Source organism: Pseudoalteromonas sp. J010 (assembly GCF_003934235.1).
GTDB classification, from domain to species: Bacteria; Pseudomonadota; Gammaproteobacteria; order Enterobacterales; family Alteromonadaceae; genus Pseudoalteromonas; species Pseudoalteromonas peptidolytica.
The window spans coordinates 1-16,944 of record NZ_RDBW01000021.1 but is presented as its reverse complement, the minus strand read 5'-3'; the positions used below and the strand labels follow the sequence as shown (position 1 = coordinate 16,944).

14 protein-coding genes are annotated in these 16,944 nt (G+C 42.0%); 5 read left to right on the top strand and 9 right to left on the bottom strand.

The features are described from left to right. Positions 1–206 precede the first annotated feature (206 nt). From EAG18_RS12845 to EAG18_RS12820, 6 genes are all read right to left on the bottom strand, one after another. Positions 207–2,216 (bottom strand): TonB-dependent receptor, encoded by a 2,010-nt coding sequence (locus EAG18_RS12845; RefSeq protein ID WP_125252783.1) that lies wholly within the window; start codon positions 2,214–2,216, stop codon positions 207–209. 129 nt (positions 2,217–2,345) lie between these two features. Beyond that, a complete protein-coding gene (locus tag EAG18_RS12840) occupies positions 2,346–2,606 on the bottom strand; it encodes a hypothetical protein (protein ID WP_125252825.1) in 261 nt (86 codons plus the stop codon). A gap of 166 nt (positions 2,607–2,772) precedes the next feature. Next, positions 2,773–3,024 carry a hypothetical protein gene (locus tag EAG18_RS12835; protein WP_125252782.1) on the bottom strand — a complete coding sequence of 84 codons (252 nt, stop codon included), beginning with the start codon at positions 3,022–3,024 and terminating at the stop codon, positions 2,773–2,775. A 6-nt stretch (positions 3,025–3,030) separates the two neighbouring features. Further along, complete coding sequence (locus EAG18_RS12830; RefSeq protein ID WP_125252781.1) at positions 3,031–3,441, bottom strand: DUF1761 domain-containing protein; 411 nt, start codon at positions 3,439–3,441, stop codon at positions 3,031–3,033. Positions 3,442–3,492: 51 nt separating this feature from the next. Then, a complete protein-coding gene (locus EAG18_RS12825) occupies positions 3,493–4,008 on the bottom strand; it encodes a response regulator (RefSeq protein ID WP_125252780.1) in 516 nt (171 codons plus the stop codon). Continuing rightward, entirely contained in the window at positions 3,989–5,260 is a 1,272-nt protein-coding gene (locus EAG18_RS12820; RefSeq protein WP_225740809.1) for an ATP-binding protein, read from the bottom strand. The genes EAG18_RS12825 and EAG18_RS12820 overlap by 20 nt, the downstream gene beginning before the upstream one ends. A 150-nt stretch (positions 5,261–5,410) precedes the next feature. On the opposite strand from EAG18_RS12820, the gene EAG18_RS12815 reads away from it, so the two are divergent. Both EAG18_RS12815 and EAG18_RS12810 read left to right on the top strand, forming a co-directional pair. Beyond that, positions 5,411–6,481 (top strand): ketoacyl-ACP synthase III, encoded by a 1,071-nt coding sequence (locus EAG18_RS12815; protein WP_125252779.1) that lies wholly within the window; start codon positions 5,411–5,413, stop codon positions 6,479–6,481. A gap of 119 nt (positions 6,482–6,600) precedes the next feature. Continuing rightward, positions 6,601–8,076 carry an aminoacyl-histidine dipeptidase gene (locus EAG18_RS12810; protein WP_125252778.1) on the top strand — a complete coding sequence of 492 codons (1,476 nt, stop codon included), beginning with the start codon at positions 6,601–6,603 and terminating at the stop codon, positions 8,074–8,076. A 65-nt stretch (positions 8,077–8,141) separates the two neighbouring features. Here EAG18_RS12810 and EAG18_RS12805 read toward each other — a convergent pair whose 3' ends face one another. Together EAG18_RS12805 and EAG18_RS12800 are read right to left on the bottom strand one after the other, a co-directional pair. Continuing rightward, entirely contained in the window at positions 8,142–9,506 is a 1,365-nt protein-coding gene (locus EAG18_RS12805) for a leucyl aminopeptidase family protein (RefSeq protein ID WP_125252777.1), read from the bottom strand. Positions 9,507–9,561: 55 nt separating this feature from the next. Beyond that, entirely contained in the window at positions 9,562–9,936 is a 375-nt protein-coding gene (locus EAG18_RS12800; protein WP_125252776.1) for a hypothetical protein, read from the bottom strand. A 529-nt stretch (positions 9,937–10,465) separates the two neighbouring features. On the opposite strand from EAG18_RS12800, the gene EAG18_RS12790 reads away from it, so the two are divergent. Both EAG18_RS12790 and EAG18_RS12785 read left to right on the top strand, forming a co-directional pair. Then, on the top strand, positions 10,466–13,057 hold the full coding sequence (locus tag EAG18_RS12790; RefSeq protein WP_125252775.1) for a TonB-dependent receptor: 2,592 nt from the start codon (positions 10,466–10,468) through the stop codon (positions 13,055–13,057). A 98-nt stretch (positions 13,058–13,155) separates the two neighbouring features. Next, complete coding sequence (locus EAG18_RS12785) at positions 13,156–14,622, top strand: sulfotransferase (RefSeq protein ID WP_125252774.1); 1,467 nt, start codon at positions 13,156–13,158, stop codon at positions 14,620–14,622. Here the strand turns inward: EAG18_RS12785 and EAG18_RS12780 are convergent. Then, positions 14,564–15,484: an alpha/beta hydrolase gene (locus EAG18_RS12780; RefSeq protein WP_125252823.1), complete on the bottom strand. Its 921-nt coding sequence runs from the start codon at positions 15,482–15,484 to the stop codon at positions 14,564–14,566. The genes EAG18_RS12785 and EAG18_RS12780 overlap by 59 nt on opposite strands. A 175-nt stretch (positions 15,485–15,659) precedes the next feature. On the opposite strand from EAG18_RS12780, the gene rlmF reads away from it, so the two are divergent. Further along, positions 15,660–16,529: a 23S rRNA (adenine(1618)-N(6))-methyltransferase RlmF gene (gene rlmF / locus EAG18_RS12775; protein WP_125252773.1), complete on the top strand. Its 870-nt coding sequence runs from the start codon at positions 15,660–15,662 to the stop codon at positions 16,527–16,529. Positions 16,530–16,944 lie beyond the last annotated feature (415 nt).

The following is a 16,944-nucleotide window of genomic DNA, read 5'->3' as shown; positions in this document are numbered from 1 at the left end:
ATTCTCTTAATTAAGTGGTCTATTTTGAGGCGAGAAAATCTTGTCGATAACCCCGCTACCGCGTCCTGCTATCGCCAAGGTACCTACCTCAGTGTAGGCAAGACAAAAATTTTGCTATTTAGTGGTTCTAAATAAGAAATTTTAACGCTGTTAGCGTCAATTTACCCCTTCAAATTGAGCAAGCACTAAGTCAAATTGGTATTAGATTAATTAAAGTTTTTAATATATTGGATAGATAAGTTCCGCCCCTGTTGTGGCACATGACCATCAATGAGTCGGGGGTCAAATACTGTAAACTTTTTATCGAATAAATTTTCTGCTTTCAGTTGAATTTTAGCGCTGTCATCTAGGTGAAAAGAAGCTGTGCCGCCAATTAAGTAGTAACTCGGTTGCTCAAAATCGTCAATTGGCGATTCAGGTGGTGCTGACATAAATGTGCTATCACGCCAAATTGCGTTCAACGTCACTTCCACGGACTCTTTTTTGTACGTAAAGGCAAGCGCCGAAAACTTTTTAAAGCTACCATTTAATGGCTCATCAAATAACTGTGTGTACGCAGCTTGAACCCAAGTAGTACTACTTAAGTTTATATTGGCATTGATCTCAATACCTTGCATGCTGGTCTCGAAGACATTGTCAAAAGTGAACTCTGCCTGTTCATCATCTATTGGCACTAAATTAATGAAGTCTTCCAATTCGTTATCAAACAACACGACATCAAACTGCTTAGACTCGTCTTGATAGTGCCAAACAAGCTCTGTTGTTTTTACATACTCTGACGTTAAATTTGAATTCCCCGTCGTCACATCATCATTAGAGTTCAATTCATTACTGACAGGCGTGCGGAATGACTCGCCGTACTGTAGCTTCAGCGTATTTACACTGTTATAGCTATATACAAAAGCAAGCCTTGGTGAGAGCTTATCATCAATATCTTTGACTTCGTCATAGCGAACTCCAGCAAACATACTAAGTCTATCGTTAAAAAGATATTTGGACTGAACATAGCCTGCATATGAGTCAAAATCTTGAAGTAACGGGTAAAATGGCGCATATTCCATGATAGTCCGAACACCACCTAGATAATTACGATTATATATAACAATATCGCCTACAGTTTGATCATAATAAGTTGTTCTGACTCCTGCTTTGCTTTGTTCTTCCTCTGACAGTTCAATACCAAAGTTCCAGTGCAATGTGTTACTCTGTTCAAAATCACCATCTAAGTTGTAGGTTAAATCCTTTGACTGCCAAGCAGGTCCAACTAAAAAGTCCCCTCCTTGCGTGATCCCTATTTCATCAGCGGTAACGATCAGCCCAGCACTGTCAATATTATGTTCGATAAAGCTCACGGTGTGTGTTAATTTTAGTCGCTCTGAGAGTTGCGATTGATAAGCTAATATCGCGGCATAATTTTCGCTTTTGTGCTCATTTTCACGAGAATAACGCGCTAAGTTAAGAAATTCATCAAGTTGAGTTCGGTTATATCGAATTTGCCAGCTCAGCGCTTGTGCTTTCCCACCTACCGTAATGAATAGTGACTCCAAAGGATCCTTAACGGTACCAGAAAAGTAGTCCTCTCCAGAGCGTTTATTGAACCCGACGTTAGCGTAAAGTTCACTCTCATCAGCTAGTTGTGTAGATAGATTTATTGCAGCCTGAACACCGCCATGCTCTGCGTATCCAATAGACAACTGGTTACTTTGCTTTTTGGTTATCACATTCATAACACCAAGAAAAGCATTACTACCATAAAGCGCAGAGCCGGGGCCTCGGATAAATTCAACTTTATACACAATATCAATAGGAATGAACGGCGTATAGACGGACGCTTTACCAAAAGATGACTCATTCAGTCGCTGCCCATCAATCATCACCAACACATGCCCCGTATCTAAATACACCCCACGGGTATGCTCTTTTGGTACAGCGCCGACCCAATCACCTCGCGTCGATTGAAACCCAGGCACGAAATTCATCAAATCATATACATTATCAACACCTAAACTATTTATCTGTTCTGAGTTGAATACTGTAATGCTAGATGGGACTGAAGCTCTAGTCTCATCGGTTTTCGTGGCTATTGAGACATTAACATTCAGCAACTCTTCAAATGAGAGTTGATAGAGATCTGAACTTGTCGCTTCTTGCTCTGCGACAGCGGTAAGAGGAGTTATAAACAGCGCAACTTTAATTAAGGCACTTAAATTTTTCATATATTACGAGCTCTATGTTCCCACACTTCACTCGTAGCGTTAGAGTAATCTAACCTACGTAGCAGCATATGATTAACTTAATAATACTTGCTCTTTGCTACTACGCAAGTTTTTGATTAATCTTTTCTTTTAGGCTGCTGCTACCTTTTTAGCTTTAAAATACTTAAACAAGCCTATAAGCGAAGCTGCTATCCAAAATAGCTCAATAACAAAGCTTGCTAAGTTAAAGTTATAGCAAAGGCTAATAAGCAAAAGAATCGCGCCAGTTAAATTCATCAGATTGTAGGTTAAACTCTCTGGTGATGCTTTCTCAAGCTGCAACATAAAGAACGCACCTACGACTAGGAAAGTACCGCTCATACCTATAATATCGAACATTAAATCGATCATGTTTTTTCCATTTTGCAAGACCCAATAGGCTGGCCCAGTTCCATGGGAAGGGTCGCTTTCATTCATTGAAACAGCAAAGACAAACGGCGAGATAGTAACAAACTAAAAAAATCAGGACAGGACATTTGTCTGTCTTTTAGTGAGAACTAAAAAAACATTAGCGCCATTATTTGAATGTGACTTTTCCGCCAATGATTTTCAATGCAGGAGCTCCACGAACGAGTGAATCACGGGCAAACACACTGCCACAACTTGGGCAGCTTGTCTGCTCCGCTGTAAAATCTTGACTTATACGTTCTTTGAAACACTTCACTAGGCTTCCTTTTCCTCCTTTACGATACTTAAACAACTTTTGTTTGCAACTGGCGCAAAAAATATCGACTGTTCTTACTGGGCCTTTTTTGTTTGGCTTTGCCATCTTCCTTTAACTCATGATACGTAACACAAATGCGATAAGTGTGAACTGTAGCATATGGTAGCCGCCGTTGACTAAAAACAACTTCAATGGACGCTGTTCAAAGATATAACTTATTCCTAAGGCACTCGCGACAAAGCAGATCCCAACTCCAGCTCCAAAGGCGGTAGCACCAATCAATGAAAATGATGGTGCAATTAGCATCGCCATAAATACGCTAGCTAGCAGCGATAACAAAAACGCCATACCAAATGTCATCTTTGGGTCGCTTGTTTGTAAATCTAACTCGGTAAGTCCACAGCCCTCTAGCCACGTTTTTTGAAATAACACAGGTGAATACCAAATCCCGCCCAACATGAAGGACGAGAGCGCAGCAAGCAAAATAGCCCATAGATTCAATGCTTCAAATGAGAGTATCATCGACTGACTCAGCATATTTCAGTTTAGTTAATAATCAGTATATGTGAAAACTTACTTATAAGCAGGTTTCTTTTGTAATTTCCTCTGTAATGTTCGTCGGTGCATATTTAGCTGACGTGCGGTCTGTGATATGTTACCGTCATTCGCCTTTAAAACCTGTTGAATGTGTTCCCATTCAAGCCGCTCTGGAGACATAATTTCGGCTTCAAGATTGTCGGTTTTTTCACCCAATAAAGTCTGTAAAATCAAGCTTGTGCTTGCTGGTTTTGTGAGGTAATCATCTGCGCCAAGTTTGATAGCTTCAACCGCGGTGGCAATACTAGCATAGCCTGTTAACAGTACCACTTTAGAGCATGGATGATGCTGTTTGATTGTGGCGATAAAATTAACAGAGTTTGCCTTATCCAGTTTCATGTCCAATAAAAAGTAGTCAAATGAGCAAGAATCAACTGCTGTTAACATCTCATCTATAGTTGTGACATGCTGAACAGTTAACCCATGTTTTTCTAGCCGACGCATAAGCGTTTGTGCATATGGCACATCATCTTCAACGAGTAATAATTTCATCTCTCACCTTTGGTAATTTGATAGTGCACTTTGTTCCGCCTGAGATGCAATTTTCTATCGCTAATTGTCCACCAAGCCGCTCTATTGTGGCGTGACTAAGAAGGACAGCCATACCTAATCCTGACTCACTATTCACCACATGCTGTCCAAGCTGCTTGAGCTTTTCTTCATCTATGCCCAATCCACTATCAAGGATCGTAATACGGTGTTCTGAGTCTGTTGAATTTAGCTTTATCTTGATATCAACTTGACCAGCTTGCTCGTTCGCTCTAACACCATTACTGATCAGATTCAAAATAGAAGGCGCGAGCATGGGATCATCGGTTAACTCCCCTTCGAGATTCTCTAATTCAAAATGAAAGTGTTGGTTTGGAAACTGTAAGCTAACTAGCTCGCTCAACTGCTCAGCAAAGCGTTCAATGGTAATAGTTATTTTTGATGCTGACTTTAAATACTCAGTGAACTCTCTGAATACGTCAAGCTGCTCCTTACAACGGAATAGTGGCTCGGACATGTCCGCTACACATGGCTCATTAGGATAAAGTTCATCTAACTCCTCATGTAACAATGCCAAATGCGCAATAGGCGTAGCTAGCTGATGCGTCGCTTGTGCAGCAGCGCTTCCTAACGCAATAATTTGTTCTTGCTGTAGCTGTTGTTCTCGCAGTGACGCTATAGCTCGCTCTTTCTTACGATTTTGCTTTACCAATAAACTCACAACGGTTGCCACAACAATGATTGTAAAAGTAAAGTTTACCAACATACCTAGTAGGTGTGTCGACATATCCATATGATGCACATGCTCATGGGACATTTTTATGTACAAATAAACGTAAGCACCAATCGCACTTGCCGATACCACTAACATATTCAACGTCGGTATTGTTACCGCAGCAATCACTGTTGGCAGAACCAAAAGGGATACAAACGCATTGGTAGCTCCCCCTGTCAAATCCAGCAAAATAGTCAAAAATAGAATATCTGCTAGCAGCTGCATCGTCATACCTATCGGCTCAGCCTCTTTAGTATGGCGGTAGGCGTAGATACTCAGTAATTGAAAAACCGACTCAGCTGCCACAACACCGACCACAGCAACAAAGTCAAACTGCTTGCCAAATACAAGCGCTGCAAATAGCAACATCAGTATTTGTATAACAATTGCCACTGAGCGCAATAATAAAAGTTGCCCCAATGCAGAGCTTGGTGAAAACGCAATGTTCATCATATGGTTTGAGTTTGACGGTTTTATCAAAATTATACCGATTTTAGTTAAAATTACTGTGATTAATATCAGTTAATCACGTCTTAGTCGATGGCATGTATCGCTTTTATGGCAATACCATGAAGGATTTGGTATAAATGAAAAAATTGGCCGACTGGTCGGATTAGATTAAGAGACACTATGGTTTACGCAAAAATCACAGGCTGGGGGAAATGTATTCCACCAGCAAGCATTAGTAATGACGAAATAAGTACTGTCGTTGATACAAACGACGAGTGGATAAGCACAAGAACAGGGATCAGAGCTAGACGTGTCAGTCATGTTAGCACTGCAGATCTCGCTACGGTTGCAAGCCAACATGCACTGGCCTGTGCTGGTGTAGATGGCAAAGATATTGACTTGGTGCTACTTGCAACTTGTACCCCTTCAACCATGGTTGCAAACACTGCTTCTTTGGTACAGAAAAACATTGGCGCAGTTGGTGCGGCAGCATGTGACACTAACGCTGCGTGCTCCGGCTTTTTGTACGCATTACAAAACGCCACAGCTCAAATCCAAGCTGGCATGATCAAAAAAGCGGTTGTAGTAGCCGCTGAACGCATGACTTGGTACGTTAACTGGGCAAAGCGTGACAGCGCAGTTTTGTTTGGTGATGGTGCTGGTGCAGTCGTTTTGGAGGCGAGCGAGGAGCCAGCGGGCTTACTTGGTACCAAAACAGGGTGTGATAGCTCAGATCGCAGCATTCTTCACATCCCAAATTATGGTACCGACATGGATCGCTGTGCGGGTACTGGGCCGTCGGATCTGTCGTTTGAAGGCCGTGAAATTTTTAAGCGTGCCGTAAAGGGCATGAGTGAAGCTTGTGATGACGTATTAAAACAAGCTTCACTATCGTTAGATGATATTGATGTACTTATCCCTCATCAGGCAAATCTTCGTATTATTCAAGCCATTCAAAGTCGATTGGAAATCGCAGACGATAAAGTAATGGTTAATATCGATAAATACGGCAATACATCTGCTGCAACCATTGCGATTGCACTATGTGAAGCTGTAGAAAATGGCTTGATCCAACCACACGCAAATATCATGTCAGCGGCGTTTGGAGCAGGCTTAACATGGGCCGCAAGCTATCTAAAATGGGGTGATAGAGTAACCCCAATTGCCAGCTCTGATGCCAGCCTACCTCCTTGTGATAAAACCGGACTTGAGTTAATTGCACCTGCGGTTGCGGTAAGTAGAGGTCAGTAATCGCCTATTTTACACTCAAGCCGTACTCCTTAGGTAAAGTCTGGCCTGAATAACTCGATTTTGCCCTTGGGTGGATGGTAACATTGTTGCATTATTACCATCCACCCAAGGAGTTCACTGTGCTTAAAGCGCATACAGAAGTCAGCCAATTAGAACCTCAAGCCATTTGGAAATTCTTTGACCAAATTTGTGCTATCCCTCACCCATCAAAACATGAAGAAGCATTAGCAGGCTTCATTGTTGAATGGGCCGAAAGTAAAGGCCTAGCAGTTCGCCGTGACGAAGTTGGTAATGTGTTCATTAAAAAGCCAGCAACCGCTGGTATGGAAAACCGCAAACCCGTAGTGCTGCAAGCACATATTGATATGGTGCCTCAGAAAAATGATGATACTGCCCATGATTTTGTTACCGATCCTATCAAGCCATTTGTTGATGATGGTTGGGTAACTGCTACCGGCACTACATTAGGTGCTGATAATGGTATTGGTATGGCATCATGCCTTGCTGTACTGGACGCAGACGACATCAAGCATGGTCCACTGGAAGTATTGCTCACCGTTGATGAAGAAGCTGGGATGAGTGGTGCTTTTGGCTTGCAGTCCGGCTGGTTAGACGGTGAAATCTTACTCAACACAGATTCTGAGCAAGAAGGCGAGATCTACATGGGGTGTGCAGGAGGAGTCGATGCCTCAATGACGCTACCGCTTGAAAGAGAAGCAATACCTGCACATCATCAAGTTTTCGAGCTTTCTCTCAAAGGCTTACGCGGCGGGCATTCAGGCGTTGACATACATACTGGACGCGCAAATGCTAACAAACTTTTGGCACGTTTTTTAAAGCACCACATTGCAGATTTTGACTTCAAACTTATTGATATTAGAGGCGGCTCGCTACGCAATGCGATCCCTCGTGAAGCTTATGCCATGGTAAGCTTTGACAGCAGCAAGGTTGACCAATTTCAGTCTCTAGTTGAACAATATGAAACCACAGTAAAGCAAGAGCTTAGCGCTATTGAATCAGGGATCACTTTTGCACTCAACACCATCGATAACCATCATTTAGCACTCACAACACAAAGCCAAAGCAAAGTATTAGCATTACTGAACGCCTGCCCAAATGGCGTTATTCGAATGAGCGATGATATAAAAGGAGTTGTTGAGACCTCTCTTAATATGGGGGTGATTTCAACCTCAGAGAAAAACCTTGAGGTGCTTTGCTTGATCCGGTCATTAATTGATTCAGGCCGAAGTGATGTCGAAGGTATGCTACGATCACTCGCTGAACTGAGCGCAGCCGACATTGAATTTAGCGGAGCTTATCCCGGCTGGAAGCCAGATCCTAACTCGCAAGTTTTGGCGATATTCCGTGATATGTATGAATCTATCTACGGTGAGAAGCCGCATATAATGGTGATCCATGCAGGCCTTGAGTGTGGTCTATTTAAAGAGCCATACCCAAATATGGATATGATTTCTTTTGGCCCAACCATAAAGTTTCCGCATTCTCCTGAAGAAAAAGTAGAGATCGCAAGCGTAGGTCTGTATTGGCAACAAATGAAAGGAATACTGGAAAATATTCCAGAAAAAAGCGTTTAATTAATAAATAAAAGCCCAGGCGCTTAATCATCGCTGGGCTTTTTTACAACAGGTAAATAAAGCAGTTAGCTAAATTTTTTCTCGAGATAGCTGAACATCGTTCTCAATCCGAGCGCCTCACCACCGACCGGTCTACCCGGAAGTGCTCTTAAGTTCCACGCCATAACATCGAAATGAAGCCAAGGTGTAGTTTGAGGCTCAACAAATTCTTTTAAGTAAAGTGCCGCAGTAATAGAGCCACCAAATGGCGTTGAGCCACAGTTGGCAATATCAGCTACATCACTCTTAAATAACGCTTTATATTGATCAAATAGCGGCAGCTGCCAAACTGGATCGGCATTGCTCAGCCCTATTTCCATTAACTCAGCAGCAATTTTTTGATCTGTCGAGTAAAAACCAGGAAGCTCAGTTCCCAAAGCAATGCGACATGCACCGGTTAACGTAGCAAAATCGACTAAAAGCGCTGGAGATTCCGTTTGTGCTTCTGCTAACGCATCGCAAAGCACCAATCGCCCTTCCGCGTCAGTATTGTCTATTTCAACGGTGATACCTTTACGTGTTTTTATCACATCTCCTGGTCTAAAAGCATTACGCGAAACGGCATTCTCAACCGCAGGGATAAGCACGCGTAACCGCACCGGTAACTTTGCTGCCATAATCATATTAGCAAGTGCGATAACATGGGCTGCGCCGCCCATGTCTTTTTTCATATTGCGCATGCCAGACGCAGGTTTCAGGTCAAGTCCACCAGAATCAAAGCACACTCCCTTGCCCACAAGCGTCAATTTAGGGTGCTTATCATCTCCCCACCGTAAGCCTAATAATCTTGGCGCATTATCACTGGCACGACCAACCATATGAATAGTCGGATAGTTTTGTTCTAGTAATTCATCACCAACAATTTGATCAAAATCAGCACCATATTGCTCAGCAAGTTCTGACATCACTTCAGCCATATGCTGTGGCATCATATCTGCAGCAGGTGTGTTTACTAAGTCACGAGCAAGGTTTATCGACTCAACTGTCGCTTTGACTTTGTGATAAGTCTGCTCATTGGCAATAGCCAGCTTAGCAACAATAGGTGCAAGCTCTTTGTAAGCGGCAAACTGGTATGCGCCGAGCAAAAAGGCAGTAGCGTTAGCTTCAACCAGCTCCTCAGCAATATCTAGAGTGTAAGTGCCTTTTGGTAGTTGTTTAGCAAGATTGCCTAAAGCCCAAAAATCTCCCTCTTCTTCAATCAAAACGATGACTCGCTCAACCTCATTAGAGCCTAAAGCAGGAATGACAATCGTTTTTTGTGACTGAAGTTTTGCAGTATTAATAAGTAATTGAACGGTTTCTGATTGCTTTGCTTGCCACGATACTAGGTCTGTCGCGGAAAAAAGAGAAATGGGTGTACCCATAGAAGAGTGAACGACTAGATTGTTCATGTAGGCCTCAAATTTATAATGTCCTTACGTAGATTAACAAGCCTAAAAAGAAAATTCACGAATTCTTGGTATCTGTCGGCTTTTTTTTCAAATTAAAGGAGCTTGGCAGCACATCGACCCCCACTAAGCTGCCTACTTTTACAATAATTGGAATGGTGATAGGAGCAAAAGGCAAAATCGCAAATACGCCTAGTCCAAGGCCTTTCAGTATATCAACAAGTTGTGCGTTAGCAGTCTTTAGTTCAGTCCTATCTGCTTTTCCCAAAGTGTAGCGCTTATAAATTTCAAGCATTTCTTTGGTTTCTTGCTTTTCTTGTTCAAGGGCACATTTAAGCGCAACCATAGCGCGGCGTAATCTGATCTGCTGCCGGCGTTTACTGATCCGAGCAACGCGCATCGGTGCTTTGTGAACAACTTTGATCAGTTTCATTCATTAACTCAAAAATAGTGATAACCCAAGTCTATCAAAGTTTACGCGCTTTTAGCTATTAGCCATTAGTACAAAAATATGTGCTAGCCATGTAGAGGGGTAATTTTTTTGTATAAAATACCCGACTCAATATGATTTCCCCACGACATAGCTAGAATTCTCGATCACACCTCTGCAACCAAGACGTGAGCTTTAATTATGCTTAAATAATAAACAAAAACTCAATATTCGCTGTTACCTTCCTCCGCTATTTTATCATCATAGATATGCAACAAATTAAGCTTAATGTGAGAAACCAAAGAAAAGCCATAAAACATCATCTTTAACAACAACTTATATTTAGGGTTTTGACATTCTTTATAGCGGAAACAAAAAGTTATTCAGAAAGTTGCAGTTTTCTAAATCGCTGCTAATTTTAAAAAAGCGCTTGCCAACACATAGCAAATTAAATTATATGTGTATTAAAGGTAAAAATATTATAAATGACCTTTTTATTGGTATGACAACAACAATCAACTGGGGAAACAGGATGAAACAAAATAGTAACACGCTGCGCCGTGCAATTCGCCTTGCGCTAGCGTCAGCTGCAACAACATCACTTCTTACAACAACTGCCATAGCTGAAGAGGCCGATAAACCCAAAGTCGATGAGAAAATAGAAAAGATTGCTGTAGTCGGTTCAAGGGCTGCGCCTCGTTCTGTTGGCGAGTCGCCGGTTCCAATCGATATCATCGGCGCAGAAGATATGTCCAAAGCAGCGGGCTCAGATATGCTTGAGTTGCTCAAAGGTTCCGTTCCATCACTAAACGTGCATGCGAACCCTATCAGCGATGCAGCAACCTTAGTAAGACCAGCCAACCTACGTGGCTTGCCAGCAGATAGTACGCTTATTCTATTAAACGGTAAGCGTCGTCACCGCTCATCGGTTATTGCTTTCCTTGGAGGCGGTATTAACGACGGTGCACAAGGTCCTGACATTTCAGTGATCCCAAGTATTGCGCTAAAGCAGGTTGAAGTTCTTCGTGATGGCGCTGCTGCACAGTACGGTTCAGATGCTATTGCTGGTGTAATGAACTTCGTACTGAAAGACGCAAGTGAGGGAGGTTCTTTCTCAGTGCGCCAAGGCGAGTATTATGAAGGGGATGGCGACACAACAGTTATAGAAGGTAATGTCGGTTTGCCATTCACCGATAACGGCTTTGCAAATCTTAGCTTCCAATATAAGGAAGCTGATGCGACAAGCAGAAGTGTTCAACGTCCAGACGCTGCTGCATACATCGGTGCGGGAGTCGAAGGAGTTGGTGATCCAGCGCAAATATGGGGCGCACCAGAAATTAAAGATGATATTAGTATCTTTGGTAATGTCGGTGTAGATGTTACCGACAATGCGCGCTTCTACATGTTCGGTAATTACTCTGAGCGTGATGTTAAAGGGGGATTCTACTATCGGAATCCTCAGACCCGTCCGGGCGTGTACTCTAATGATGGTGGAGAAACTCTACTTGTCGGAGATCTAGACGGCGTTGGTGTTGGTATTGAGTGTCCAGTCGTCAATCTGACCGACAGAAACGTTGAAAATATTCCAGCTTATCAATTAATTGCAGCCGATACAGAGTTGGGCCGCAACTGTTTCGCTTTTAACGAAATCTTACCTGGCGGTTTTACTCCAAACTTTGGCGGTAACATTACTGACACCTCTTTGACTATAGGTGTTGAAGGTGAGTTTAAAGATGGCTTCTTGGAAGGTGGTTACTGGGATTTAAGTGGCTCAGTGGGACGTAATGAATCTCGATATTTCATTACCAATACGGTAAACGCGTCTCTTGGTGCTGACACGCCAATGGATTTCAGCCCAGGTAAGTACATACAACTAGAAAAGAATTTCAATTTTGATGTTTCTAAAGGCTATGATTTTGATCTTGCATATGACGTGAATGTTGCCGCTGGTCTCGAATGGCATGAAGAAACCTTTGAGGTACTTGCAGGCGATGAAGCATCATTTATAGCAGGCCCACTTACGCAGCAAGGTTTTGGTATTGGTTCTAATGGTTTCCCTGGCTTTAAACCGTCAGCAGCCGGAGAATACACTCGTCGTAACTACGCTGCTTACATCGATATTGAAACCCCATTTACTGAAGACTTTTTAATGGGATGGGCACTAAGATACGAAGACTACGATACATTTGGTTCAACCACCAACTTCAAAATTACTGGTCAATATCACATTACCGAAGACTTCTCTGTACGTGGCTCGGTAAGCACCGGTTTTAGGGCACCAACGGTTGGTCAAGCAAATGTCTCTAACGTTCAAACAAACTTAAGTAGCGGAGTGTTAGTTGACTCTGCATTACTTCCACCAACTAACCCTGTCTCAGAGCAGCTAGGTGGTACAGAGTTGACTCCTGAAGAGTCAGAAAGCTTTACTTTAGGCGCAGTATACCGTTCTGGTGACCTGTTTATCACATTGGATTACTACAACATAGAAGTCACTGATCGCTTGAGTCAATCAGAAAAAATTGTGTTGAGTGATGCTGATAAAGAGGCACTTAAAGCGGCAGGTGTACCAAATGTAGATAATCTAGCTCAAGTTAGTTTCTTTACAAACGACTTCGATACCACTACTCAAGGGGTCGACTTGGTAGGTAACTACTCGATGGACATGCTTGGAGGTTACGCGACCTTCAGTGCAGCCTACAACTGGAATGAAACCGAAGTAGACCGGTTTTCTGCAATTACTGGTGATTTCAAGGTATCTCGCCTAGAAAACGACCTGCCAAAACACAGAGGCACACTAACTTGGTCCCAACAGTGGGATACTTTTTCAGGTTTTGTTCGGATGAACTACTACGGTGAATATCAAGGTGTCCACGTAGATTATGACGCAACGGCTAAAACAGCTGATGCAACTATCACGTTCGATGCAGAGTTAACTTATTTTGCAACAGATTCAATTAGCTTATCTGTTGGTGCCAATAATATTTTCGACCAAGATCCTGAAGAACTTGATTTTTATGACGCAACTGGCATTCCAAATAATAACTGGGGTGGCAAATACTACGAAACCTCACCATACGGTATAAATGGCGGCTTCTACTACGTCAAAGCAACATATACGTTCTAACTTTTACTGTAACCCAGAAACAAAGGCGAACTAGCAATAGCTATTTCGCCTTTTTATTTTTATTCTATTGAAAATTGATTAAGTAACTCTATTAGCACATGTTGTTATTACAGCGAGCCAACGAGCTGTTGGCAGAGAACAAACTTCGAGAAGCCGAGTTTATGTACAAATCGGTTTTAAAACAATCACCAACAAATGGCGCAGCTCTTTTTGGAGTAGGTCGTATCTGTATGCGTTTAGAGCAGTATGATAATGCAATCTACTACTTAAAAAGAGCCTGTGAACACCTGCCAAAAATGCTCGAGCCACTTTTTGCATTAGCAGACGCTTTTTTAGCGGTTGGCTCACCAGTCGACGCAAAAACCGTACTTGAATACACGCTTAGCGTGGCAAAACATAATGCCCAAGCCCATTATCAACTCGGCCAATTTTATCTAGACTATGGCTTCATCGAGCAGGCAGAAAATGTTTTTAAAGCTGGGTTGAGCTGCCCACACAGCGCGGTGACTGCATTTATGCTTTATGAACTCGTACAAATGTCAAAACCAAACGCGCTCTCAAGCTATTTAATTCAATTAACTAAACTTGAGGAGGAGTTTGAAACCCCTAGACTGAAAACCGTTGTCTACTATGCAAAAGCAAAATGTCATGAACGTTTAGGTGATTACAAGCTCGCGCAGGAGCATTTTGCGCTAGCAAATGAAACTCAGCTATCCTTGAGTGAGTTTCGCACTCTAGATATGCTTCCTTTTTTTGAATCGATTAAACAGTATTGTGGCCAATCTTTCTTTAATAAACCCAGTGATAAAGTAAAAACAACATTTACACCGGTATTTATTGTTGGTCTGCCAAGAACAGGATCTACGCTGCTTGAGCAAATGTTGGTGCAACACTCAAATATTGGAACTCTTGGCGAGAATACGGTGATCAGTGACAAAATTGTCCCCTATCTCAGTATGCGTAATAATGCCGAGTTTCCCGCATGCTTAAACCAACTCAGTAATTCGATGTTAGATCATTGCCGCATTCTCTATGTCGATGAAATAAAACGACATCGAGTATCTGAAGAAGTTGTGATAAATAAGCTACCAGCGAATTTTCAAAATCTGGGGTTAATCCACAAGCTCTTCCCCGAAGCGCGAGTAATTCATTTAACACGCAATTTCAAAGCAACAGCTTGGTCAGTATACAGTAACCATTTCGCCGAAAGTGAACCTTATTTTTGCTCTTTAAGTGAGTTTGCCTTGTATGCACAAGCGCAAAGCGACCTTATGTCTCATTTTTACCAATTTATGAAAAGGGACATTTTCACGTTTAGTTACGAACAACTGATTGCTGAACCAGAAAAAACCATCAAGAAATGTCTGGGCTTTTTGTATCAAAAGTACGAACCTGAATGCTTGGACTTTCATAAGTCTAAAAAGCCAGTGCATACCTTGAGCAAAGCCCAAGTTAGAAAGCCAATCAGTACGCAACCGCTAGAAAAGTGGCAGCGTTATGAAGGGTTTATTGAGAAGATGATCCCCCAACCGCAAAGCGATCAAACCACGCAAGCAAATCTTTAAATTGATCATCACGTGCATGTTTATGGGTTAACATATCTATGTGCCCATAATTATGTTGATGACCGTGTGTTTTCCCATAAATCTTAAGCTCTTGGATCCCATTTCCTGACTCACTTATGAAAGCCTTAATATCAATAGGTTGTGCAAGCGCCTTATCTTTAACTCCCGCTATGTGCAAAGTCGGTGGTAACATTATATGTTGTAAAACAGAGGAGTAATCAAAGCCATCGTCAGAATCTATCCAAGGATTCTTTTGTGCCCAGTCAGCACTTTGAGCATGCGATTTTAAAGACTCATCATCGCTTCCCCAACCGAGCTTCTTCGCTGGTAGATAACCATACTTTTTGGAGTAGTAATGTGCAACATTAAACCATAACAGGTTTGCTTTAAGTAATTTACTGGGGTGATTATTATACAAGCTACGCTTAGAACCAAAATAGACACAAGCTTTCACGTGCTGAATTTCACTTGGAAAGCGTGCAAAAACACTATTCATCAATACGCCCCCCCAAGAATGCCCAACCCAATATTGTGCTCTAGAGCCAGTGTATTGCTCGATAAAATTCAGCATTTCAGGAATTTCGTACAAAATTGATTCAGTTTGTCCGTAAGTCGCTTCTGAATCAATTTTTGGCGTGCTTCCACCTCGACCACGAAGATCACCCACAAAACAACGATAACCATGTTCAGCCAAAAAAGGGGCTAATCCTTTATTAGATTCAGTGTAGAAAATTTTACCATTCTCGACCGCACCATGCATAAAGAATACAACAGGACCAATACTACCGGGTTTCGCTATATATCTGAGGTGGAGTTTGTGCCCATCCTCTATATCTACTAACAGAGATTTTTGCTCTACCATTTCTTTGTTTTGATTTTTTAAACGTTTGTTCCTCATCGTACCAGTTGAGTGGTTGATAAGTAAACTCCAAAACAAGGCATACAAAAGTTGGTATGTCTTTAAGATAAAGTATTTCTTCAAGACTTAAGAGTTCGATTAAAAGTGTTATAATCTTTTTATTTATTCGAAGAACCCCGTGCATCCAAGAAACAAGCATAACTCTGGCTATGATCTCGATAAGCTCATAACACTCGAACCCACTTTAAAAGATTTTGCTTACAAACGAGCTGATGGTATCAAAAGTATCGACTTCGCAAACCCAGATGCCGTGAAACTGTTAAATAAAGCATTGCTTAAATCAGACTACGATATCCAAGTTTGGGATATCCCCCCACAGTTTTTATGCCCCCCCGTGCCAGGCAGAGCAGACTACATTCACGCACTCAAAGATTTACTCGACGACAGTGATTTGCCTGACAAAGTTCAAGGCGTAGATATTGGCACCGGTGCCAATTTGATCTACCCCATCTTAGGTTCAAGGGAATATAACTGGCGTTTTGTAGCATCCGATATAAATCCTGTTGCAGTAAAATGTGCTAAAACCATCGCAGAATTAAATAAATTGCCAGTAAAGGTTCTTCAGCAAAAGCAGCCTAATCAATTTTTTAAGACAATCATAAAAGCAAACCAATTTTATCATTTTTCAATGTGTAACCCGCCCTTTCATTCTAGTGAAGCCGAAGCAAACAAAGGAACACAGCGCAAATGGAGAAACCTCAATAAAACGCCACAAAGTTCACTAAACTTTGGCGGCCAAGCTCAAGAACTATGGTGTGAAGGTGGAGAAAAACGCTTCTTGCTTAATATGATAGCTGAGAGTGCCATGTACAAAGAGCAAATTTACTGGTTTACATCTCTCATCTCTAATAAAGACAATATAAAACCGCTTCATAAGCAAATTAGAAAAGTCGCAGCAGAACAAGTGAGAATAATAGAGATGGGTCAAGGTAATAAGATAAGCCGTTTTATCGCATGGAGTTTTTTCAAACCCGCTTCATCACTATAACTTTAATCTAGAAACTTCAGTAAATGGATCCATGTGCTAGAAAGCCTATCGCATTGTTGATTATTACCATACGTTCGTCTCTAGTCACACAGCTCGGCGGGTACCCCCTCCTACCAGTGCAGCACTTTATTGATGTCGTGGTGGGAGCGAATTTACTTCGCGATGTTACAAAGTAGGATGTTTTATTCTTTTTGTTTGATAGACCAAGCAGCTCGGCGGGTAAACCGCTTCCTACCAGTGCTGCACTTTGTTGATGTCGTGGTGGGAGCGAGTTTACCTCGCGATGTTACAAAGTAGACTGTTTTATTCTTTTTGTTTGAAACCCAACAGCTCGGCGGGTAAACCGCCTCCTACCAGTGCTGCACTTTGTTGATATTGTGGTGGGAGCGAGTTTACCTCGCGAGGTGTTTATTAC